The organism is Enterobacteriaceae bacterium Kacie_13, from assembly GCA_013457415.1.
In the GTDB taxonomy this organism is placed as follows: Bacteria; Pseudomonadota; Gammaproteobacteria; order Enterobacterales; family Enterobacteriaceae; genus Rahnella.
Map to the genome: position 1 here is coordinate 1,757,666 of CP045665.1, position 22,786 is coordinate 1,780,451.

A 22,786-nucleotide genomic window follows, 5' to 3' on the forward strand; every position below is an offset into this window, starting at 1 on the left:
CGTGATGTCATGACAAAATCATCGCCTCTGGAAGAGAGCGCGAAAAACGCAGAGATTTTCCGTAACCATCCCCCAAAACCCTGACCAAACCGGGGTGATCCGCCTTACTAACTCAGCTAAACTAACGCCATCTCTGAACTCTCGCCTACGGCTGGCTAAACGTGCGTCTCGACAAGAAAATTTCTCCGCTGGATACCGTCATCTACCGCAACTACCGGATCACCCATGCGTTGCGTATCGCGCTGGCGTTTATCCTGACGTTCCTTATTGTGCGCCTGACCAATATTCCTGAAGGCACATGGCCGCTGATCACGCTGGTGGTGGTGATGGGGCCGATTTCGTTTTGGGGCAATGTGGTTCAGCGGGTGATGGAACGCGTGACCGGCACGGTGCTGGGGGCTGCGTCGGGGTTGATTGCCCTGTGGCTTGAACTCTATTCTCTGCCGGTGATGCTGGTCTGGTGCGCAGTGGTGATGTTTGTCAGCGGGTATCTGACCCTTGGCAAACGGCCTTATATGGCGCTGCTGATCGGTATTACCCTGGCGGTGGTATGCGGGGCTGGACCGGGGGATATGGAAATGGCGCTGTGGCGTTCCGGCGATGTGATTTTCGGATCTCTGCTCGCGCTACTGTTTGCCAGTATTTATCCGCAGCGCGCCTTTATTCACTGGCGGATGCAGATGGCCGATTATCTGATGTCTCTGAATAAAATATACAGCGCGTGGCTGTCGCCAAACCTGCTGGAACGCCCGCATTTGGATCGTAAGCTGAAAAATGCCATGAGCCAGATGGTCAAGATGCGTTCCCTGTTTGCGCCATCGAGTAAAGAAACCCGGGTTCCGCGTGAGGCGTTCGACGCCATCCAGACACTCAGCCGTAATTTATTATGCACGCTGGAGCTGCTGGCTGATGCCTACTGGAGTTCCCGCGAAAGCCATTTTCTGATGCTCAATGCCCGCACGTTGCGCAGCGCACAGCTGCTGATGCTTGATACGCTGGAAAAATTGAGCCTGATGCTGCTCAACGGTACGCGTGGCGATGAACTGAAAATCTCCAACGAGCTGAATGAATCGGCGGAAGAGCTGAAAGCGCTGATGACTGAAATGAATGCGGCCAACCACCTGGAAGCACAGGTGTATGGCTATGTCTGGCTGAGCGCACAGGTCGCGGAGCAACTGAGGTCTATGGGTGACCTGATCACCATGGTGATGCAGAAAGAAGAAGCTCAAATAAGCAGCGTTAAAACGCCGAAAGCGTGAAGGGATTTTTGTCTGCGGCCTAAAACGGGTAAGATGGGGCTATTGGACGATTATCTGAGCGCGCAGCACGAATTTTGCTACGCTTTTTGCTAAGTTGTTATTCTTTGTAGGCAAAGCGGTTGCGACAAGTCAGTCACTGAATCTGTGTAACTTAATCGAAGGTGTTAAAATGGACAATATCAATAAGCCTAGCTTCCAGAACGTTTTGGAGTTCGTGCGTATTTTCCGTCGTAAAAATAAATTACAACGTGAAATTGCTGACAACGAAAAGAAAATCCGCGACAACCAGAAGCGCGTTCTGCTGCTCGACAACCTGAGCGATTACATCAAACCGGGCATGAGCATCGACGAAATTCAGGCGATCATTGCCAGCATGCGCGGCGACTATGAAGATCGCGTTGATGACTACATCATTCGCAATGCAGACCTGTCTAAAGAACGTCGTGAGATGTCCAAAAAACTGAAAGCGATGGGCGAAATCAAAGCCAACGAAACCAAGTAATTTCGTTGCCGCCAAAAAGTAAAAACCGGGTTTATGCCCGGTTTTTTTACGCCCAAATTTTGAAAGGGTAGATGAGAAGGTCAGTGCAGATGAGACAAACTGGCGGCGCTGATGCGCAAACCTGCGTCGTTGAACACCATGCAACGTTGGGCGTCGAACCACGTGGTCAGACTCTGGTAAGGATTGAACGCCATGTCACCCGGCAGCAGCATTTTGAAACCGTCAGTCCCATAGCATTGGCCGAACAGGTAGGTGCTGTTGCCCAGTCGCTCGACCACTTCGCAGTTAAACTCCAGCTGATTCTCCGTCTCTTTGGACAACAAATGCTCCGGGCGGATGCCAAGTGTAATGGTATCACCGGTGGCCAGTTCGCTGGTGCGCAGAGCCAGCGTCAGGGTTTTCTCCGGTGTCAGACGTACTTCCAGCTGCTCAGGCTGCCAGCTTACCACCTCCGCAGGCAGGAAATTCATCTTCGGCGAACCAATGAAACCGGCGACGAATTTATTCACCGGGTTGTAATAGAGATCCATCGGCGCACCCATCTGTTCCACTTTGCCATAATTCATCACCACAATTTTGTCCGCCAGCGTCATCGCTTCGGTCTGATCATGAGTGACATACACCATGGTGGTTTTCAGTTCCTGATGCAGTTTCGAAATGTGCAGACGCATGTCCACGCGCAGTTCGGCATCAAGGTTTGAAAGGGGTTCATCGAACATAAAGACCTGCGGATTGCGGACTATCGCGCGACCAATGGCCGTTCGCTGGCGCTGGCCACCGGAAAGTTGTTTCGGCTTTCTGTCCAACAGATGGGAAAGCTGTAAGGTTTTGGCGACCATCTCCACCTGATGGCGGATTTCCTCTTTCGGCACGCCGTTCACTTTCAATCCGTAACCCATGTTCTCGGCAATCGTCATGTGCGGATAGAGCGCATAAGATTGAAACACCATCGCCACACCCCGGCGTGAAGGATCAACGTCGTTTACGCGCTGCTCACCGATATACACATCACCTTCAGTAATCTCTTCCAACCCGGCAATCATGCGCAGCAATGTGGATTTTCCGCAGCCGGAAGGCCCGACGAACACCGTGAATTCACCGTCTTCAATATCAATATTGATGTTATGCAGCGTCACAGTTTTATCGAAACGCTTCACCACATTTTTAAGTCTGATGCTGGACATGTTTGACCTCTTAAAGATTCATACCGCTGATATTTCGGACTATAACCACCTTGTGTAAACGTTTGCACAGGGCGGTTCGAATTTTGGAGAGGAGATCACACAATACACATCTTTTGGTAGTGATTTTGATATTCAAAGTTTAACGTATAACACGAATTGAGAAACGACATTGATCACCGTGCTTGCAGGTTTTAAAAGGGTTTTTAGCATGGGTGTTGATTGGGGGTCGTCAGGTCACACACATAAAATGTTATACCTTCACATCCAGGAGCAACAATGAAAATCACACACCTTACTGCCTTGGTACTGATGTCTTTAAGCCTTAGCAGCCAGGCCGTCCGGGCAGCCGAGGGGCAGTTACTCGTCTGGGAAGATATTAAGAAATCTTCAGGTATTGCCGACGCCGTTAAAGCCTTTGAAAAAGAGAACAACGTTAAAGTGGTGGTGCAAGAAACGCCTTACGCGCAACAAACCGAAAAATTGCGTCTGGATGGCCCGGCGGGAATTGGTCCTGATGTGGTAGTTATTCCGAATGACCAGCTGGGCACCGCCGTGGTTCAAGGATTACTGGCTCCGCTAACGCTCGACAAAGCCTTTACCGACAGCTTTACGCCGTCGGCCATCAACGCATTCCAGCAGAAAGGGCAAACCTACGGCGTGCCAAAAGCGGTCGAAACCCTGGTGCTGATTTACAACAAAGACCTGCTGCCAAAAGCACCGGATACCCTTGATGAATATTACGCCTTCTCTAAAGAGGAGAGGGCGAAAGGCAAATATGGCCTGCTGGCCAAGTTCGATGAGGTGTATTACGCCTACGGCGCAATTTCCTCCATGGGGGGCTACATCTTCGGCAAAGACGCCAAAGGCGAATTGAATGTCGAAGACATCGGCCTGAATAAACCGGGTAGTGTTGAAGCCGTCACCTACCTGAAAAAATTCTATGCCGACGGTTTATTCCCGGCAGGAATTACTGGCGATAACGGCCTGAATGCTATCGATTCTCTGTTTACCGAGAAGAAAGCAGCCGCGGTGATCACCGGCCCGTGGGCGTTCCAGCCTTATGAAGCGGCAGGCATTAACTACGGCGTGAAGCCGTTACCTCTGCTGCCGAATGGCAAACCGATGAGCTCATTCCTCGGCGTAAAAGGGTATGCGGTATCGACCTACAGCAAACAGAAACCGCTGGCGGAGAAATTCATCACCTTCATCAACCAGCCTGAGTACGCCAAAGTGCGCTACGAAGTGACCAAGGAAATCCCGGCACTGACTGCGCTGGTCAATGATCCGATGATTAAGAACGATGAAAAAGCCAACGCCGTGGCATTGCAGTCTACCCACGCAACGGCCATGCCGGGCGTACCGGAAATGCAGGAAGTCTGGGGACCCGCTAATAACGGCATTCAGCTCGGTGTAACCGGCAAGCAGCCGGTACAGGCTGCGCTCAATGACGCCGTGAAGAACATTCAGATGCAAATCGAAGCGGCGAAAGCCAGCAACGAGTAATTCGCTACAAACTCGCTAACTAACCTGTACGTCTGAAAGGAGGGAGTGATTTCACTCCCTCACCAGTAAAAGGAATATCTTTGTGTCTATGCGTCTTGACGAGGAAAACCACGTGCCCGATTCCGTCAGCCATCATGCGCCGGTGGCACTGACGGTGGCGCTGATCCCCGGTTTTGGTCAGTTCTATAACCGACAATGGGCCAAGGGAGTCATCTTTTTTATCATTCTGTTTTGCTTCGCCGGTGTGTTTTATGATTTTCTGCAACAGGGCTTGTGGGGGTTATATACGCTGGGCGAAGAAGTTCCACGCGATAATTCCATCTTTCTTTTAGCTAAAGGGATTATCAGCGTCCTGATCGCTGCCTTTGGCGTCGCCTTTTATTATTGGAGCCTGCGCGATGCCTGGGTAAACGGCAAGCGACGTGATCTGGGTATGGAATTACCCGGCGTCAGAAAGCAATATCATTTATTGCTGCGCGAAGGGTTTCCTTATCTGATGATCACGCCAGGTTTTATTTTGCTGGTGTTTGTGGTGGTATTTCCGATTATTTTCGGCTTCTCCATCGCCTTCACTAATTACAATCTATACCACACGCCACCGGCGAAATTAGTTGACTGGGTGGGGTTCAAAAACTTTATTAATATCTTCACGCTCAATATCTGGCGCTCAACGCTGCTGGACGTTTTACAGTGGACGGTGGTCTGGACCGTACTGGCAACCACGCTGCAGTGCACCGTTGGCGTGATGCTGGCGATTCTGGTGAATCAGAAAGATTTACGCTTCAAGGCGCTGATCCGCACCATCCTGATTTTGCCGTGGGCGGTGCCTGGCTTCGTGACCATTCTGGTGTTCGCCGGGATGTTTAATGATTCCTTCGGCGTTATCAACAACGGCATTCTGGCAGCGCTGGGGATTGAGCCGAAAGCGTGGATGACTGATCCGTTCTGGACCAAAACTGCGCTTATCATGATGCAGACCTGGCTGGGCTTCCCGTTTGTCTTCGCGATGACCACCGGCGTGTTGCAGGCGATCCCGAATGATTTATATGAAGCGGCGACGATGGACGGCGCAAGTACCTGGAAGAAATTAAAAACCATTACGCTGCCGCTGGTACTGTATTCGATTGCGCCGATTATTATTACGCAATACACCTTCAACTTTAATAACTTCAATATTATCTACCTGTTTAATAACGGTGGCCCGGCAGTGGCCGGATCGAATGCGGGCGGAACGGATATTCTGGTGTCATGGATATATAAACTCACCATGTCTTCATCGCAATATGCCATTGCCGCGACTATTACGATTTTGCTGTCAATATTTGTTGTCGGTATTGCATTGTGGCAATTCCGTTCAACCAATTCATTTAAACAAGATGATATGGCGTAAGCGGGAGTCGGTTGATGAGTAAGAACAGCAGTATTAAAAGAAGTAAGTTTATCCGCCTGTCGCTGAGCTATTTTTTGTTGCTGATCGTGGCGGTCATTATTATTTATCCGCTGATCTGGACCGTCGGCGCGTCGCTGAATGCCGGTAACAGCCTGCTCAGTACGTCGATTATTCCGGAAAACGTGTCGTTCCAGCATTACAAAGACCTGTTTAACGGCGACGTGAACTATGTCGGCTGGTACTGGAACTCAATGAAAATCAGTTTCCTGACCATGGTACTGACGCTGATTTGTGTCAGTTTCACCGCCTATTCCTTCTCGCGCTTTCGCTTTAAAGGCCGAAAAGACGGGCTGATGCTGTTCCTGTTATTGCAAATGATCCCGCAGTTTTCGGCGCTGATTGCCATCTTTGTACTGGCGCAGTTGCTGGGGCTGATTAACAGCCATCTGGCACTGGTGCTGATATACGTCGGCGGCATGATCCCGATGAATACGTATCTGATGAAAGGCTATCTGGACGCCATCCCGAAAGATCTGGATGAATCGGCGCGAATGGATGGTGCGGGCAATTTCCGCATCTTTATCGAAATCATCATGCCGCTGTCGAAGCCCATTCTGGCGGTGATTGCACTGTTCTCTTTCACCGGGCCGCTGGGGGATTTCATTCTCTCCAGCACCATTTTGCGCACACCGGATAAATACACGCTGCCGATCGGCTTGTACAACCTGGTCGCGCAGAAAATGGGGGCGAACTACACAATGTACGCCGCCGGTGCGGTGCTGATCGCGGTTCCCGTTGCCATTTTCTATCTCGCCTTACAAAAATACTTCGTCTCCGGCCTGACCGCTGGCAGTACTAAAGGATGATCATCATGACTTTCCTGAATAAAAAGATTTTCAACAAAAGTACGGTTGCCTGCCTGTTACTGGCGATGTCATTTTCCTGCGTGGCGGAAAACGTCAGCATAAAAAAGGTCGCCAACGTTCCGGCAGATTTCATCAAAGGCGCGGACATTTCCACACTGATTGATGTGGAAAAGCACGGCGGCAAGTTCTTTGATGAGAACCACAAGCAGCAGGATGCGATAGTGATCCTCAAACAGAACGGTTTTAACTACGTGCGCCTGCGTTTGTGGGTCGATCCGAAAGATGCAGCGGGCAAGCCCTACGGCGGCGGCAATAACGACCTGGCGACCACGCTGGAACTGGCGAAGCGTGCCAAAGCGCAGGGCTTCAAAATCCTGCTCGACTTCCATTACAGCGACTTCTGGACCGATCCGGGCAAACAGTTCAGGCCAAAAAGCTGGGCGAAGATGGATTATCCGCAGCTGAAAACCGCCATTCACGATTACAGCCGTGATGTGATAGCGCAGTTCCGCCAGCAGGGCGTGGTGCCTGATATGGTGCAGGTCGGCAATGAAATGAACGGAGGGATCTTGTGGCCTGAGGGCAAAAGCTGGGGTGAGGGCGGCGGCGAGTTTGACCGTCTGGCCGGACTGCTGAATGCGGCAATTTCCGGCGTGCGGGCGGATGAGAAAGACCCGTCGAAAATTAAAATTATGCTGCATCTGGCCGAAGGCACTAAGAACGATACCTTCCGCTGGTGGTTCGATGAGATTAATCAACGCAACGTGCCTTACGACGTTATTGGCCTGTCGTTTTACACCTACTGGAACGGCCCGATTTCCGCGCTGCAAACTAACATGGACGACATCAGTAAACGCTACAACAAAGACGTGATCGTTGTCGAAGTAGCGTATGGCTACAGCACTAAAAACTGCGATGCCGCCGAGAACAGCTTCAACGAGAAAGAAGCCAAAGACGGCGGTTATCCGGGCACCGTACAGGGGCAGGCCGATTTCCTCAGCGACATGATCAAAAGTCTGGTAGCCGTGCCGGGGAACCGTGGCAAAGGCTTGTTCTACTGGGAACCCACCTGGATCCCGGTGAACGGCGCGGGCTGGGCGACATCGGCCGGAATGACCTACATCAACGACCACTGGAAAGAGGGCAACGCCCGCGAAAACCAGGCGCTGTTCAGCTGTGAAGGTCAGGTTTTACCTTCCATCAAAGTTTTCAACTGATTCTCTTTTCCCCGGTCGCCTTGGCCGGGGAGCACTGTCTATTTCTTACGGATTTAAAGGATTAAGCATGACGAAATTCCCTCTTCTGAGCAGTAAGGTTTCCGGTCTGTTACACGGCGCGGATTATAACCCCGAGCAATGGCTGGATCACCCCGACGTGCTGGTGCGCGATGTCGAAATGATGAAAGAAGCACGCTGCAACGTGATGTCAGTGGGGATTTTCAGCTGGTCAGCATTGGAGCCTGAAGAAGGCCGCTACACCTTTGACTGGATGGATCAGGTGCTAAACCGCCTGCATGAAAACGGTATTTCGGTGTTTCTCGCCACCCCAAGCGGCGCGCGTCCGGCCTGGATGTCGCAGAAATATCCGCAGGTTCTGCGCGTCGGGCGCGACCGCGTTCCCGCCCTGCACGGCGGGCGTCACAATCATTGCATGAGCTCACCGGTTTACCGCGAAAAAGTGCAGCTGATGAACGGCCAGCTGGCGAAGCGTTACGCGCACCATCCGGCGGTGATTGGCTGGCACATCTCCAATGAATATGGCGGCGAATGCCATTGCGATACTTGTCAGGAGCAGTTCCGCGACTGGCTGAAAGCCCGTTATGTCACGCTCGATGCGCTGAACAAAGCCTGGTGGAGCACCTTCTGGAGCCATACTTATACCGGCTGGTCACAGCTTGAATCGCCATCGCCGCAGGGTGAAAGTGGCGTGCACGGTTTAAATCTCGACTGGCGGCGCTTTAACACCTTTCAGGTCACGCGTTTTTGCAGCGAAGAGATCCGACCGCTGAAAGCCGAAAATCCGGCGTTGCCCGCGACCACCAACTTCATGGAATATTTCTACGATTACGATTACTGGAAACTCGCCGGAGTGCTGGATTTCATCTCATGGGACAGCTACCCGATGTGGCACACCCGAAAGGATGATATCGGTCTCGCTGCCTATACCGCGATGTATCACGATCTGATGCGTACCCTCAAGCAGGGTAAGCCTTTTGTGCTGATGGAATCGACGCCGAGTTTCACTAACTGGCAGCCGACCAGCAAACTTAAAAAACCGGGAATGCACATTCTGTCTTCCTTGCAGGCGGTCGCCCACGGAGCCGATTCCGTCCAGTATTTTCAGTGGCGTAAAAGCCGCGGTTCATCCGAGAAATTCCACGGTGCGGTAGTCGATCACGTCGGGCACATAGATACCCGCGTCGGGCGCGAAGTCGCTGAACTTGGTTCGATTTTATCGGCATTAGCGCCGGTGGCGGGCAGCCGCGTGGAAGCCAAAGTCGCCATCATCTTCGACTGGGAAAGCCGCTGGGCGATGGATGATGCGATGGGGCCGCGTAACGCCGGGCTGCATTACGAAAATACCGTCGCCGATCATTACCGTGCCCTGTGGGCGCAGGGAATTGCGGTGGACGTTATCAACGCAGACTGTGATTTGCAGGGCTACCATCTGGTGATCGCCCCAATGCTTTATATGGTGCGTGAAGGCGTCGGTGAACGCATCAGCAACTTCGTTCAGACAGGCGGACGCTTTGTCGCCACCTACTGGAGCGGCATCGTCAACGAAACCGATTTATGCTTCCTTAATGGATTCCCCGGACCGTTGCGTCCGGTGCTGGGTATCTGGGCGGAAGAGATCGACAGCCTGACCGATGACCAGCACAACAGCGTTGCGGGTGTCGAAGGCAACGCGCTGGGGCTCAGCGGCCCGTACCGCGCCTCGCAGCTTTGCGAAGTGATCCATCTGGAAGGGGCGGCAGCGCTGGCCACCTACGGCGACGATTTCTATGCCGGTAATCCGGCCGTGACCGTGAATTTGTACGGTAAAGGGCAGGCGTATTACGTGGCATCGCGTAACGACCAGCAGTTCCATACCGATTTCTTTACTGCGCTGGCGAATGAAATGAAGTTGCCGCGTGCTATCGATACGCTGCTGCCGGAAGGGGTTACCGCCGCACGCCGCACTGATGGCGAAAGTGAGTTTATCTTCCTGCAAAACTATAATGCTGACAGCCAGACCGTTACATTGCCGCAGGATTATCAGGATATCGTTCACGGTGGAAATCTGCCGCGAAAACTGACGTTACCGGCATTTGGCTGTCAGATCCTGACGCGTAAAATCACACAATAAGTTTTACTCCTGACGTGCCGCGGGGAATATTCCCTGCTGCACGTTTTTTCATTTCTGCAAGAGAGGATTAATCATGGTCAATATTAAAGACTTTATGCATGTGTTCTCGGCGAAGAATAAAAACCTGAAAGATGAAGTACCACCGTCCACCGACGTAGCGTTATTAATAGAAGCGCTTGGCGGGCACGATAATATTATAAATGTCGATGCCTGTATTACCCGTCTGCGCGTGAAGGTCAGAGAATTAAAGCGCGTTAATTCAGGCGCTATCCAGCAGACCGGCGCAATTGGCGTGGTGATTATCGGCCAGGAAGTGCATGCGATATTCGGTAAGCAGTCCGACAGCCTGAAGAAACTGATGACTGAGAAGTTTGGCTTACAGAGCAATTAAGATTATTTGAATACAAAGTGAAATTTAAAACGCAGTGAAATAAAAAGGCAGCCGGATAAATTGGCTGCCTTTTTGTTTATCCTAACGCTTTAATAATTATGATGCTGCGTGGGTACAAAAAACGTCACGATCCCCTACAAGACAAAATGCGTTAAACCCTGAGCATTTAGAACAATGAGGTTATTTCTTAGTGTAATCAGACACAGATTTATTTTATTACGGTATTTCAGGCACAGCATTTACTTCATGAACAAACAACTTACCACCAGGCCTCAACCTGAACCCCAAAGTTCCAGGTGTCGGATTTAGTATGATCTTCAAACGTATCGCCGTGCTCTGAGTCATTCAGATAAGACGCAAACACGCGCAGTTCAGGGCGAGACATAAATTCAGGACCTGCCGCCAGACCCATCGCCAGGGTGTATTTCTGGCCGCCTTGCTTGTAGTTGGAGCCGTTCTTGTAATCATCTTTCTGGTAGAAAGTACCCACTTCACCGATGGTACGGACATAATCCGTCCACTGATACTGCGCACGGCCGACCAGCGAGACCAGTTCGGTCGTGTCGGTGTATGCCGTGATGTTATCCGCGTGGCCATAGGTCAGCACGTGGTTAAGGCTGAACTTGCTGGTGATGGGGATCAGACCCGTGATGATACCGCGATAACCGGTGGCATCATTGGTGTAATTCCACATGTCATACCAACCGCCACCCTGGGAGATCATGTTCTGCGCCAGGCCTTTGTCCGCGTACTGTAAAACCAGTTTGTTATAGCCGCCCCACATGTCCTGACTGATTTCGCCGGTCAGCATCACGCCGTTATCCGCGTCATACAGGCCGCCGTACTCTTTCTGATCGTGCGTGAGATTCGGCATGGCGTAGTCAGCGCCGATTTCCATCCACGCACCGCTCCACGGTTTGATCCCGGCATAACGCACGTCGATGTAGTTGATGTTGACGTCATTGTCGCCGTCGACGCGGTAATCTACGTCATTGGCATCGCCTCGGATCCACGCCACAGACAGCGCACCTTCGCCCAGCTTCAGGTTTTCCACCCCGGCACCCGCACCGGAGATATTCCAGTACTTGGTGTCGATGATGTGTAAGTCGTGGCGCTGGTAGTAGCGTTTACCGCCCCAGATCACCGCATCTTTATCCCAGGGCACGAGCCCTTTGATTTGCAGATTCAGCTGACGCAGGCCGAACTGCGCGTCGTCGTTAACGGTACTTTCATCATCATTTGAGCCGTCGGAAACCATACTGACCATGGAATCGACATAAAAACTCACGTCGTCCTTTTTGTAGACTTCACTGCCCAGTTCGACTTCACCGTAAGTGTCGTTTTCGTTGCCCAGTCGACCGACTTTATTTTTCTGGAACTGTTCTAAGCTGCCACTGCCGGAAACACCCAGCCCTGAACGCAGATAGCCATGAAAATCAATATCGTTTGCCACTGCAGGGCCTGCCGTGATGGCGAGGGAAACCGCCACAGCCAGAGTGCGTAAGTTGTGTTTCATTCTTTTTCCTTATGATTGTATGACGTTCACATTTACGGAATCTATAAGATACCCAGAAACAATAATGATCAATTTTACACATTCTGAATTGTGATTTAGATCCAGAACTTGTGGCGTATAAATAAACGGGTAGTGATTTAAATCACAAGATTATGCAATGTTAACGTATAACTTATGCAGTATCTGGTACGCCAGATTGAACTTTTAGATGAGATCCCGTAGTTTGAGTCGATTGATGTGGGGGTAAGCTACGTTCACAGATTCCAGGCAGGGAAAGAGAATGAAATCGAAAAGTTCGACATTAGAAGATGTTGCCCGCTACGCTGGCGTGTCTTATCAGACCGTTTCGCGGGTTTTGAACAAGTCCGCCAACGTATCTGACGCCACCCGTCTTAAAGTCGAGCAGGCGATTGAAGTCCTGCGTTATGTACCGAACCGACTGGCACAGCAGCTGGTCGGTAAACAAAGTTTCACACTGGGGCTGGTTACCACGTCGCTGGCGCTCCACGCTCCTTCGCAAATAGCCGCTTCCGTCAAAAAATATGCGTATCAGGCCGGTTATCAGGTGCTGATTTCGATGATTGACGAGGACGTGAATCAAAGCATTCAGGATTCCATTAACGAGCTGAAATCCCAGCGGGTCGATCGCGTTATTATCAACATCCCGCTGGAAAGTGCCGAAGCGGAGCAGATCTACGAGAACAATCGCGACATTTTGTGCTTGTTCGTCGACGTCGATCCGACCAGCCCGGTGTTTAACGTCTGCTTCAATCCTGCCGACGGGTCGCGCGCCAGCGTCGAGTATCTGCTGGAGTTAGGCCACCGGGAGTTCGCGCTGCTGGCGGGGCCGGAGGATTCGGTGTCATCGCGCCTGCGTCTCAAAAGCTGGCAGGAGACGCTGATGGAGAAAGGGTTAGAACCGGTGACGGTGATTCACGGCGACTGGAGCGCGAAAAGTGGCTATTACAACGCGCTGCAAATGCTGCGTGAAACGCCGCAGTTTACCGCGATACTGGTGGGAAATGACCAGATGGCGCTGGGCGTTATCAGCGCGCTGCATCAGCATAATGTGGCCATTCCACAGCAGGTGTCGATCGTTGGCTACGATGACACCTACGACAGCGCGTTCTTCCATCCGGCGCTGACCACGGTGTCGCTGGATCTGGATCTGCAAAGCAAAGAGGCGGTCGAACGTCTGCTGGCGACTAAAAATGACGTTACTGTTTCTAAAGTCTTACCGGCCAGGCTGGTTGTGCGTAATTCCACCCGTGCACCGGGCGGACAGGACAAAGACCTGAACCAGATCGCCGATCAGCTCGATAAACTTGCTTCGCAGTTGCGCGGCCAGTAAGAAACGGTTTAAATCCCTCAGACTTTTAAAAAGACAAAAGGAAATGAAGGAATGACCTTATGGCAGTGTTATTTACAGGGCTGGAAAGGCTATGTGAAATTTGCGGGCAGGGCGACCAGAAAGGAGTTTTGGGTCTTCACGCTGGGTAATATCTTGTTGATGGTCCTGCTGGTGATGGGCATCGTGTCATTCTTCTCTATGGCGGGCGATCCTTACATCGGCGTGTTGTATGCCGGAATGGCGTATAGCCTTTTCGCGCTCGTACTGGCGTTGCCACTGCTCGCCGTCGGTATCCGCCGTATGCACGACATTGGCCGCTCCGGTTGGTGGTTTGGCGGCGTCTATCTGGCGGGCGTCATTTCACGATTGCTGAACATCATCCTAAATCAATATGCAACGCCTGAGACCTACGCCATGCTGAATGTGGTACTGGGTATTCTCCTCGGCTGGATCCCGCTGTTAGGGATTATCTATCTCTGCTGCCAGAAATCTAAAACGTCGGTGGATTTGCAAAAACCGGTCATTGCTGAATAAAGTTTCATAACGTTATAGAGAGTTTGCAGCAAGATATGTGGCAAACTCTCTTAACGCTGGTAACCCAACAGTCATTACCCAAATTATTACCCTAATATTTCAAAGGAAACCGATAAAGCATTACGCTAATTCGGAAGGATAATAATGAGGAGATTTATGTATTAAGATGAAGCGTGGTTTTAATAGATCATATTGATTATAAAACTTTGAAATGAAGAACATCAAACCTATCAAGTTTTGGATAGATCATTTGTAAAAACCTTCCGATAAATGAACCCATATTTTCACCATTGCCATTATGATACGGCAAAATAAATTCCCCGAAGTTTGGATCGAAGAATTTTATAGTATCCTGGCTGACTCTTACACCTAATGCCTGCCCGTAGCAAGATATGCGCTTACCAACCCTGCGTAAACACCATCATCCAGACCATATACTACTTGTTTGAGAGTCGGATTATAGAAACTAGAAACCCAGGCACCTTTTCTCTTCGTTGGGTCTATACGTCCCCATTGATTGTTTTTAATGTAATCGGCCTGCACGAGTTTATTATGTTTTCCGCCATATTGGTTAATAAGGATGTTGATTTTATCTTGCATAAAAACCCTCGAAAATAATTAGGCTAGAAAAGTTCATTTTTCAATAGAATAAATTAGGATTAACTTTATTGAAAAAACTTTAATGCTTAAAAAATGATGGAAATACTTTATTTATTAATTAGTAATTATTTATTGAAGAGTGTATTAATATCAACCCGTTAAGATTTAAATGACTTTTTTTGATCTAGGATCTATATTATTCGAGCGAGAGCGGTAATGAGTTGGCAAGGTGAAGGTAATAGATTGATTATTAAGTGATCTAAATGAAAAGGGGGAGTGACAAAGGTTCCAGCTTGCGTGGTTCGCCCTTTATGAGTAAGTCCGGCCCCGACAAGATTGTGGGCACATAGAGGACTACTGCGGGTTGCTATGGCTGGCAACCCGCATCGACACTAAGTCTGATGTAGCGTTCACTATGGAAAAGCCATCAGCACAGTGGCAACAGCCAGCAAATCCGCGCTGCCGCCGGGACTGAGATTTCGGGCGATCAGTGCCTGATCCATTTCCTGTAAATCCTCCGTGCTCCAGCCGGATCCCAGTAACCGCCGGGCATAGCCTTGCACGAAATGCAGCCCGCCCAGCCCGCCGCGTGACACCAGATTGGTGTCCGGATTTACCGCCATCAGGCGCAGTAGTGCGCTCAGGCTGCGGCGATGCGGGCAAGTTTCCTCAAACCAGTGCGGGAAGATGTGACGACGCAGGGTGAGGAATCCGCTCTGCACTTCTCCGCGCGCGCCAGTCATTCCGTGTGCCTGAAACAGGCGCTCACCGGCGGTCACCGGACGGCGGAAGGGCATCAGTTCACGTTCGACCAGCCCTTGCGTCATCGCAGCCACTTCTGCGCATAAACCGGAACGCGTGAGCGGCAGCTGGCGTGCCGTCAGACGGCCTGCCGCCGTACAGAGCAATCCCAAAGAGAAAATTCCGCCCTTGTGAGTATTCACGCCACGAGTTGCGCTAAACATTGCCTGTTCGCAGGCTAGCCCGGCAGGACGGATAACCATCAGCATTGAGCCCGCAGGTTGCAAAAAACTTTGCTGACCGAGGGCGTAAAATTGTTTCAGCCACGGTGAGATAGCATCGATGCTGCGCAGAAAAAGCGGCAGACTCATGTCGGAATGTGCACCGTTATTGGCGCTGTCGACCAGACCCGGTTTGGGCGTCAGCCAGACTTCTTCGCGAAGCGCCAGCGTAGCCCGTTCGGTGATATTGATTTCGCCAGTATGCGTGGAAAAGGGTAAATCAGTGAGTGCGTTGCCAGCCATCGATCAGCGCCTCCATCTTTGCCAGCACCTGCGCCAGTGGATGCTGATGCGAACGAGCGCAGGCATGTGCCGGTTCTTCGCAGATGAGGCAACGGCGGCCAGCGTAACCCAGCGACCGGCGGCCAACGACACCCGCCTGCGGGCAAATCACGTCGAAATCCCACAGCCGACCCAGTACGTGCGAATGCTCCAGTTCAACCATTGCCGCTTTCACTTCTTGCGCAGTGTGCTCAATGCACCAAAACGCCTCTGCGCCGGTTGGCAACCAGAGAACCTGGTGTTTCAGCACAAGCCAACTGTGCCGCTGCAGTGTGTCTTCGGCGCACCGTAACGCTTCACGCATCACCTGCCGGTAAGTCAGCGAATCTTTCATCGGCCCCGGCGATACCAGCGTGAGCGAAATCAGCGTATGTGAGAAATGTGTCAGCCAGTTGGTTTGCCGTGCGGCGCGCTGTTCTTTCGCCGCCAGCATTTCCTCCAGACTGACGCCTGCAAACACAGGCGTCATATGTATCATTATGCGTCCTCTTTTACCTGATGAACGACATCGATAACACTGCCGTCGCGGTAGCGGATAACCCCCACGATACGTGAAGTGAACTCGATAGGTTTCGGCACGCCGGTCAGGGAGATGGTCCGCTGATACAGTGATTCGATATCCATGACTCTCATTCCTGCATCAATAAGTCGCTGCCGGATTTCAGGTCTCGCCGGATTCACCGCAATGCCGTGATCGGTCACCAGCACATCGATGCTTTCTCCTGGTGTGACGCGGGTTGTTACGCGGCGAACGACGGTCGGGATCCGGCTGCGCAGCAGCGGCGCGACTACGATCGTTAAATTGGCGGCGCTGGCGACGTCGCAATGTCCGCCCGAGGCTCCGCGCATCACGCCGTCAGAACCGGTGATCACGTTGACGTTGAAGTCGGTATCGATTTCGAGTGCGCTTAAAATCACGATATCCAGCTGATCACAGCACGCAGCTTTAGCGCCGGGATTGGCATAAACGTTAGTGGAGATTTCCACATGCTGTGGATTCCGCTCAAGCGAGGCCGCTGCCTGAGCGTCGAAGCACTGAGTATCAAGTAATGTTTCGATCAACCCTTTTTCATGCAAATCCACCAGACTGCCTGTGATGCCGCCAAGGGCAAAACGGGCAGTGATCTGGTTGCGCTCCATTTTTTCCTCCATAAAACGGGTGCAGGCGGTGGCCGCCGCGCCAGAACCGGTTTGCATCGAAAAACCCGTTTTGAAGTAGCCCGAATGTTCAATGACTTCGGCGGCGGTGCGGGCAATCATCAGTTCACGCGGGTTACTGGTGACGCGGGCGGCACCGACGCTGATTTTTGCCGGATCGCCCACCTGATCGACTTTTACTATGTAATCCACCTGATCCTGGATCAGACTGGCGGGCAGGTTCGGGAAGGGGACCAGAGCTTCGGTCAGGAGGACAACGGTGCGGGCAAATTGCGCATCTACCATCGCGTAGCCGAGTGAACCGCAGCAGGATTTTCCGTGTGTGCCGTTGGCGTTGCCAAACTCGTCGCTACATGGAACCCCCAGGAAGGCGACGTCGATCTTCAGTTCGCCGTCCTGCAATAATTTGACGCGACCGCCGTGCGAATGAATTTGAACCGGTTCTTCCATCAGGCCATGAGAAATGGCATCCGCAAGCTTGCCGCGCATTCCTGAGGTATAAATTCTCCTAATGACACCGCTTCGAATCGGTTCGATCAGCGCGTCATTGCACGACATCAGGGAGCTGGAGGCCAGCGTCAAATTTTTAAACCCCAGACGTGCCAACGTTTCGACGACGCAGTTAATCACCTGATCGCCCTCGCGAAAGGCATGATGGAAGGAGATAGTCATACCGTCTTTCAGTCCACTGCGTGCAATAGCGTGCTCCAGTGAATTGCATAGTTTGCGGTGCAAACGGGCGTCCGGATTGGCGAGATAGGGCGTCGCGCGGTGTGCCCCTTCAAAAGGCACCAGATGTTGCAGATGCTTATCGTTCATATAGGGGGAGTTAACGTGCAATGCCTCAGTCAAATGACTCATTTTAGTTTCCTGCAAAGTGTGAACTAGCGGCGCATGCCGGAAGCACTGGCGCGTTCAAGCACCACCTGTGCGTGATTGATGATCGGGCCGTCAATCATTTTGCCGTTCAGGGAGATCACGCCCAGCCCCTTGCTTTCGCCTTCTTCGGCAGCAGCGATAACGCGGTGTGCGTAATCCACATCTTCCTGCGTCGGTGCGTAAGCGTTATGTAGCAGTTCTATCTGTCGCGGATTAATCAGCGATTTACCGTTGAACCCCATTTTGCGGATAAGCTCGACTTCACGCAGGAAACCCGCATCGTCATTAATGTCGGAGTACACCACGTCAAAGGCATCAATTCCGGCAGCGCGCGCGGCGTGAAGTACCGCGCAGCGTGCGTAGAATAATTCTGTACCGTCGCCGCGCTCCGTTTGCATATCCATCACGTAGTCAAAAGCCGCCAGAGCAATACCGATAAGGCGCTTTGAGCAGCGGGCGATGGCGACGGCGTTGATCACACCAATGGCGGATTCAATCGCGGCCATTACTTTGGTGGATCCGACCCTGCGGCCGCAGTCTCTCTCGATACGTTCGATATGCGCTTCCAGCTCAAAGATATCTTCCGGCGTATCGGTTTTTGGCAGCCTGACCACGTCTGCGCCCGCGCGCACCACGGCTTCCAAATCTTTGAGGCCAAACGGTGTAGAGAGCTGGTTGATCCGCACCACGGTTTCAATGTCGCGATACATGGGATGTTGCAGCGCATGAAAGACCAGAATACGGGCGCTGTCTTTTTCGCGCAGGGAAACAGCGTCCTCTAGGTCAAACATGATGGAATCCGGGCGGTAGATAAACGCCGTGGACAACATTGCGGCGCTGGCACCCGGCAGGAACAGCATGCTGCGGCGAAGTTTTTTCATCGTAATGTCTCCCAGTTGATGTCTTCGGCGTGAGCAGCACGCAGTATCGCGCTCTGTACGCGGGCGCGGATGACGCAGTCCAGCGCGCCTTTATCTTCTATAATCAGCAAACAGGCGGTAACACCCAGCGCGTTCAGCGTGTCGTAAACAACACTGCGGATCTGATCGCCAAACTGTTTGGCCACCTCGCTGTTGATAACCACATTCAGCTCACTGGCGGGGGCGATTTTCACCAGCAAATCGCTGGATTCCACCGTACCTGCCAGTGCTTCTTTAACAATGTTCATTCGATGTTTTCCTGCAAGGTTTATGGCTACACAAAGAAACGTTATGCGTCAGCAAAATGATGTTGAACCTGTAACACGTCTCTCCGTGTCAGTTCGTCTGCGGTTATCCCGCCAGAGGTCAGGACGGTGCAATAGTGCTGTGCTATATGGGCATAAGTGCTATCCGGCACGATGTCGCGGATGCGCGGCAACTGATGCATTTCGAGCAGCGCGCGAACTTCAGAGGCCGAAATGGCTTTGCCATTGCCGTGGCGTTTTCGCGACAGTTCTACCACGGCCAGCGGCGGTGATGCGGAGCTCGCGGGTGTTTCCAGCCAATCGTACATATCGCAGTTGTACTGATGCGTGACCGGGCAGAAAGGTTCACTGCCGACGAAACGGTGCGTAATGCCTAGTGCCGGGGCGATATATTGACGAAATATCAGCAAATCCATCACGCTCCAGGCCTGATTCACCAGTCCGGCGTCCTTAAGGAAATAGCCGGGAAACGTACCCCGTGAAATCAGATACTCCGAGCCGGCATGAACCGTCACATTTGTCAGGTCGGCGACGCCCTGACGAACCATCTCCAGTCGCTCCTGAAATGGAAAATAAGAGACGTCCTCGCTCACCACAAAAACGTGCAGCCAGTTGCACGTCGTCGCAGCCTGTTCCGCCAGATAACGGTGGCCGAGAGTAAACGGATTAGCATTCATCACCACCGCACCAATCCGCTGGCCGCTGTGAACATGGCGTTGCAGCGAGCGACAGTAATGGCGAATGCCGACGGGCGTATTTTCCATAAGCACAGCCACGTCATTCCATTGCACCAGCGGGTAAAAACCGCAGCTGCGAAAGCGTTCGAGATTGGCGGGACGGGTGTAGAGAAACAGATGAAAATGCCCGCTCTGAACGGCCAGATTTTCCACTTCCCCCAACAGCCGGGCGCTAAGATTTCCTCCGCGCCAGTCGGCAGCGACTGCTACGCATTTAATCGTGCTACTGACCAGCCCGGCACAACCGATCACCCGTTTGCCAGCGCAGGCGACCACGAATCTCTCAATGTCGTCATCCATGCCGAGCTGGCTTTGTTGCAACAGGGCGCGAATATCTTCCAACATGCCCTGCGGCGGCTGGCTGACGGAGATCACGTGAAAGTCCGGATCTTCATGGCTGAACATAGTGCGTTCCTTAAATCTGTTACCGGGCTTTGTTTTGTCAGTATTCATTCTTCAATATCAGAGCACCGCAGGGGCAGGAGCCATCTGCCGTTCTTGTGCAACAATCACATTGCTCAGATGACCAATTTTTTCGATTTCTACCTCGATGCGATCACCGGGTTTCATAAACAGCGGTGGCACGCGTTTCTTGCCGACACCGCCTGGAGAACCTGTAATGATGACGTCACCGGCGCTCAGTGAGGTGAAGGTGCTGATGTACTCAATAAGTTCCGCGACTTTGTGGATCATGCTGCGGGTATTGTCTTCCTGCACCATGTTGCCATTCAGCCACGTGCGGATCGCCAGACTGTGCGGGTCTGGGATCTCATCTGCGGTGGTCATCCAGGGTCCGAATGCCCCGGTCTGACGCCAGTTTTTACCGGCGGTAAACCAGGTGTGCTGCCAGTCACGCGCAGAGCCATCCATATAACAGCTATAACCTGCGACGTGTGACAGAGCGTCTTCACGGGCAATGTTTTCCCCCGCGGATCCGATGATCACGGCCAGCTCGCCTTCATAATCAAACTCCACGGAGCGGTTAGGTTTAATGATGGGATTGGCGTGGCCGGTTTGAGAGTCTGCAAAACGCACGAACAGTGTCGGTGCCGGATTATGCTGATCAAATTCTTTGCGTTTTTCGGCGTAGTTCATACCTACGCAAAGGATCTTCTCCGGATTTTGAATGACCGGCAGAAACCTGACGTCGCTGAACGCGAGATCGACCGGGCTTGAAGCGAATGCTTGCGCCTGTGGCAGTCCGTTGCCCGCAAGCAAAGATTTGAGATCCGGGAAGCGCTGACCGATACGACGGCCAAGATCGATCATGCCGTTCTCTGTTGCGATGCCGTAGGACTTGCGCCCCTGAGAGAGATAACTTGCCAGTTTCATAAATGTGTCCTGAATTAAATCAATGAAAATTATTTGCGGACTTGCCTGAACGTGCATCAGACAAGGAAGTTGCCCAGAATCAACAGGGATACCGAAACGTTGATCGCACCACCAATACGGGTCGCGATTTGTGCGAATGGCATCAGTGACATGCGGTTTCCGGCAGTGAGAATGGCCACGTCGCCAGTGCCGCCCTGACCGCTCTGGCAGCAGGAGACGATGGCGACATCAATCGGGTGCATACCGATTTTCTTGCCGACAAAGAAACCAGTGGCAACCAGTGCGCTGACAGTGCTGACAATGACCAGCAGATTGGAAAGGGTGAATGCGGCGATGAGTTCATTCCACGGCGTGATGGCAACGCCAACGGCGAACAAAATCGGGTAGGTCACGGACGTCTGGAAGAATTTGTACACCACCTGAGAACCTTCGAGCAGGCGAGGGGAGACGCCGTGTGCCAGCTTCAGTGCAACTGCGGCGAATAGCATGCCAACCGGTGCAGGCAGGCCAATGATTTTGTGTAACAGCATGCCGATCATGTACAACAGAACCGCCAGAAGGGCGCCGGCTGCGATGGTGGTGACGTCAACTTTGCCGCCGCCGCTCAGTCCGCTGGAGCTTGTTGTGGCATTTTTTGAAGACGGCATCAGTTGGCCTTCACCGGTCAGGTGTGGATAACGTTTGCCGAGTTGGTTCAGACTGCCCGAGATGACAATCGCAGTCAGGCCGCCGAGCATCACGATAGGCAGTATCCGTCCCAGCGCTACACCCTGATCCATATGGAGTAAAGCGGCATATCCGATGGAAAGCGGGATCGCACCTTCACCCACGCCGCCGGCCATAATGGGTAATATCAGGAAAAAGAAGATTTGGAAGGGTTCCATACCCAACGCCAAACCGACGCCCATGCCGACCAGCATGCCGACTACTTCGCCGCACAGCATAGGAAAGAAGATGCGCATAAAGCCCTGAATCAGCACTTTGCGATCCATGCTCATGATGCTGCCGACAATAATGCAGCAGATGTAGAGGTACAGAATGTTGGTGCTTTTATAGAACTTAGTGGTCGATTCCACCACAACATCCGGCAGCAAGCCGTAATACACCATTGCAGAAGGGATGAAAGTGGCGCAAATCGCCGCTGCGCCCATCTTGCCAATGAATGGCAGGCGCTTGCCGAATTCGCCGCAGGCAAAGCCGAAGAAGGCTAAAGTGGCGACCATTACCACGATATCGCTGGGCAGCTTGCCATCCATACAGTCGATAGCGATCAGCACACCAGCTAAAACAAATAAAGGCAGCGGAATAATACCTATTTTCCATGTGTCGAGAATATTCCACCACTTTTCTTTTAATGAGAGTTGTTTTACGGGCGAAGAGCCCACGGCAACAGAATAAGTATCGTCGGTTGTACTCATGATGAATCCCCTGTGTCAATTTGTGCAGGGAGTGTAAAAGAGATAATAGTCAGTATTATGTGAAGTACCGCAAATTTAAAAAGGTATTTTAAAGGAGTGAATGGTTTTTATGGTTTTAATTTAAACTAAAGAAGCTGGTGGGTTTATTTTCCCATGGTTTTTATGGTGTTATTTGTAATTATATTATTGTTGTTAATTCTGAGTGAAATAGCTGTTGGTATTTATGTGGATCCCCGTACAGGGCTTGCGGTACCTGATATTGTTCTGCGGCACATCTCGCAACTTTGGTTTTAGACACTGGCATGAAAACGTCTGAGTGATAAAGTCA

22 protein-coding genes are annotated in these 22,786 nt (G+C 51.9%); 10 read left to right on the forward strand and 12 right to left on the reverse strand.

Features of this window, described 5'->3' with window-relative positions:
• The first annotated feature begins 161 nt into the window (after positions 1–161).
• Positions 162–1,259, forward strand: a complete 1,098-nt coding sequence (locus tag GE278_07975) for an FUSC family protein (protein QLK60704.1) — start codon at positions 162–164, stop codon at positions 1,257–1,259.
• A gap of 169 nt (positions 1,260–1,428) precedes the next feature.
• Positions 1,429–1,761 (forward strand): DUF496 family protein, encoded by a 333-nt coding sequence (locus tag GE278_07980; protein QLK60705.1) that lies wholly within the window; start codon positions 1,429–1,431, stop codon positions 1,759–1,761.
• An 80-nt stretch (positions 1,762–1,841) separates the two neighbouring features.
• On the opposite strand, the gene ugpC is transcribed toward GE278_07980, so the two are convergent.
• Positions 1,842–2,945: a sn-glycerol-3-phosphate ABC transporter ATP-binding protein UgpC gene (gene ugpC / locus GE278_07985; GenBank protein QLK60706.1), complete on the reverse strand. Its 1,104-nt coding sequence runs from the start codon at positions 2,943–2,945 to the stop codon at positions 1,842–1,844.
• A gap of 276 nt (positions 2,946–3,221) precedes the next feature.
• Between ugpC and GE278_07990 the strand changes: the two genes are divergently transcribed.
• The 6 genes from GE278_07990 (at position 3,222) to GE278_08015 (ending at position 10,443) form a co-directional block, all read left to right on the forward strand.
• Entirely contained in the window at positions 3,222–4,448 is a 1,227-nt protein-coding gene (locus GE278_07990; protein QLK60707.1) for an extracellular solute-binding protein, read from the forward strand.
• An 82-nt stretch (positions 4,449–4,530) separates the two neighbouring features.
• A complete protein-coding gene (locus GE278_07995; GenBank protein QLK60708.1) occupies positions 4,531–5,838 on the forward strand; it encodes an ABC transporter permease subunit in 1,308 nt (435 codons plus the stop codon).
• Between the two features lie 14 nt (positions 5,839–5,852).
• The gene (locus tag GE278_08000) at positions 5,853–6,704 is read left to right on the forward strand and encodes an ABC transporter permease subunit (GenBank protein QLK60709.1); all 852 of its coding nucleotides are present in this window, start codon (positions 5,853–5,855) and stop codon (positions 6,702–6,704) included.
• A gap of 5 nt (positions 6,705–6,709) precedes the next feature.
• The gene (locus GE278_08005; GenBank protein QLK60710.1) at positions 6,710–7,921 is read left to right on the forward strand and encodes a cellulase family glycosylhydrolase; all 1,212 of its coding nucleotides are present in this window, start codon (positions 6,710–6,712) and stop codon (positions 7,919–7,921) included.
• Between the two features lie 67 nt (positions 7,922–7,988).
• On the forward strand, positions 7,989–10,052 hold the full coding sequence (locus GE278_08010; GenBank protein QLK60711.1) for a beta-galactosidase: 2,064 nt from the start codon (positions 7,989–7,991) through the stop codon (positions 10,050–10,052).
• 73 nt (positions 10,053–10,125) lie between these two features.
• Positions 10,126–10,443: a PTS sugar transporter gene (locus GE278_08015; GenBank protein QLK60712.1), complete on the forward strand. Its 318-nt coding sequence runs from the start codon at positions 10,126–10,128 to the stop codon at positions 10,441–10,443.
• A 259-nt stretch (positions 10,444–10,702) separates the two neighbouring features.
• Here the strand turns inward: GE278_08015 and GE278_08020 are convergent, their stop codons facing one another.
• Positions 10,703–11,959 carry a maltoporin gene (locus tag GE278_08020; protein ID QLK60713.1) on the reverse strand — a complete coding sequence of 419 codons (1,257 nt, stop codon included), beginning with the start codon at positions 11,957–11,959 and terminating at the stop codon, positions 10,703–10,705.
• Between the two features lie 280 nt (positions 11,960–12,239).
• Here GE278_08020 and GE278_08025 point away from each other — a divergent pair, with 280 nt between their 5' ends.
• The gene (locus GE278_08025; protein ID QLK60714.1) at positions 12,240–13,310 is read left to right on the forward strand and encodes a LacI family DNA-binding transcriptional regulator; all 1,071 of its coding nucleotides are present in this window, start codon (positions 12,240–12,242) and stop codon (positions 13,308–13,310) included.
• Between the two features lie 51 nt (positions 13,311–13,361).
• On the forward strand, positions 13,362–13,844 hold the full coding sequence (locus tag GE278_08030) for a DUF805 domain-containing protein (protein ID QLK60715.1): 483 nt from the start codon (positions 13,362–13,364) through the stop codon (positions 13,842–13,844).
• A 196-nt stretch (positions 13,845–14,040) separates the two neighbouring features.
• Here GE278_08030 and GE278_08035 read toward each other — a convergent pair whose 3' ends face one another.
• The 10 genes from GE278_08035 to GE278_08080 all read right to left on the reverse strand — a co-directional run bounded on the left by GE278_08035 (position 14,041) and on the right by GE278_08080 (position 22,458).
• Entirely contained in the window at positions 14,041–14,238 is a 198-nt protein-coding gene (locus tag GE278_08035) for a hypothetical protein (protein ID QLK63239.1), read from the reverse strand.
• Complete coding sequence (locus GE278_08040; protein QLK60716.1) at positions 14,214–14,444, reverse strand: hypothetical protein; 231 nt, start codon at positions 14,442–14,444, stop codon at positions 14,214–14,216. The genes GE278_08035 and GE278_08040 overlap by 25 nt, the downstream gene beginning before the upstream one ends.
• A gap of 413 nt (positions 14,445–14,857) precedes the next feature.
• A complete protein-coding gene (citG, locus tag GE278_08045) occupies positions 14,858–15,709 on the reverse strand; it encodes a triphosphoribosyl-dephospho-CoA synthase CitG (GenBank protein ID QLK60717.1) in 852 nt (283 codons plus the stop codon).
• Positions 15,687–16,226 carry a citrate lyase holo-[acyl-carrier protein] synthase gene (gene citX / locus GE278_08050; GenBank protein QLK60718.1) on the reverse strand — a complete coding sequence of 180 codons (540 nt, stop codon included), beginning with the start codon at positions 16,224–16,226 and terminating at the stop codon, positions 15,687–15,689. The genes citG and citX overlap by 23 nt, the downstream gene beginning before the upstream one ends.
• A complete protein-coding gene (gene citF / locus GE278_08055) occupies positions 16,226–17,767 on the reverse strand; it encodes a citrate lyase subunit alpha (protein QLK60719.1) in 1,542 nt (513 codons plus the stop codon). The genes citX and citF overlap by 1 nt, the downstream gene beginning before the upstream one ends.
• A 23-nt stretch (positions 17,768–17,790) precedes the next feature.
• A complete protein-coding gene (gene citE / locus GE278_08060) occupies positions 17,791–18,666 on the reverse strand; it encodes a citrate (pro-3S)-lyase subunit beta (protein QLK60720.1) in 876 nt (291 codons plus the stop codon).
• Entirely contained in the window at positions 18,663–18,953 is a 291-nt protein-coding gene (gene citD, locus GE278_08065) for a citrate lyase acyl carrier protein (GenBank protein QLK60721.1), read from the reverse strand. The genes citE and citD overlap by 4 nt, the downstream gene beginning before the upstream one ends.
• Before the next feature lie 41 nt (positions 18,954–18,994).
• Entirely contained in the window at positions 18,995–20,113 is a 1,119-nt protein-coding gene (gene citC / locus GE278_08070; protein QLK60722.1) for a [citrate (pro-3S)-lyase] ligase, read from the reverse strand.
• 57 nt (positions 20,114–20,170) lie between these two features.
• Positions 20,171–21,040, reverse strand: a complete 870-nt coding sequence (locus GE278_08075; protein ID QLK60723.1) for an FAA hydrolase family protein — start codon at positions 21,038–21,040, stop codon at positions 20,171–20,173.
• Between the two features lie 56 nt (positions 21,041–21,096).
• Positions 21,097–22,458, reverse strand: a complete 1,362-nt coding sequence (locus GE278_08080; protein ID QLK60724.1) for a malate permease — start codon at positions 22,456–22,458, stop codon at positions 21,097–21,099.
• Positions 22,459–22,786 lie beyond the last annotated feature (328 nt).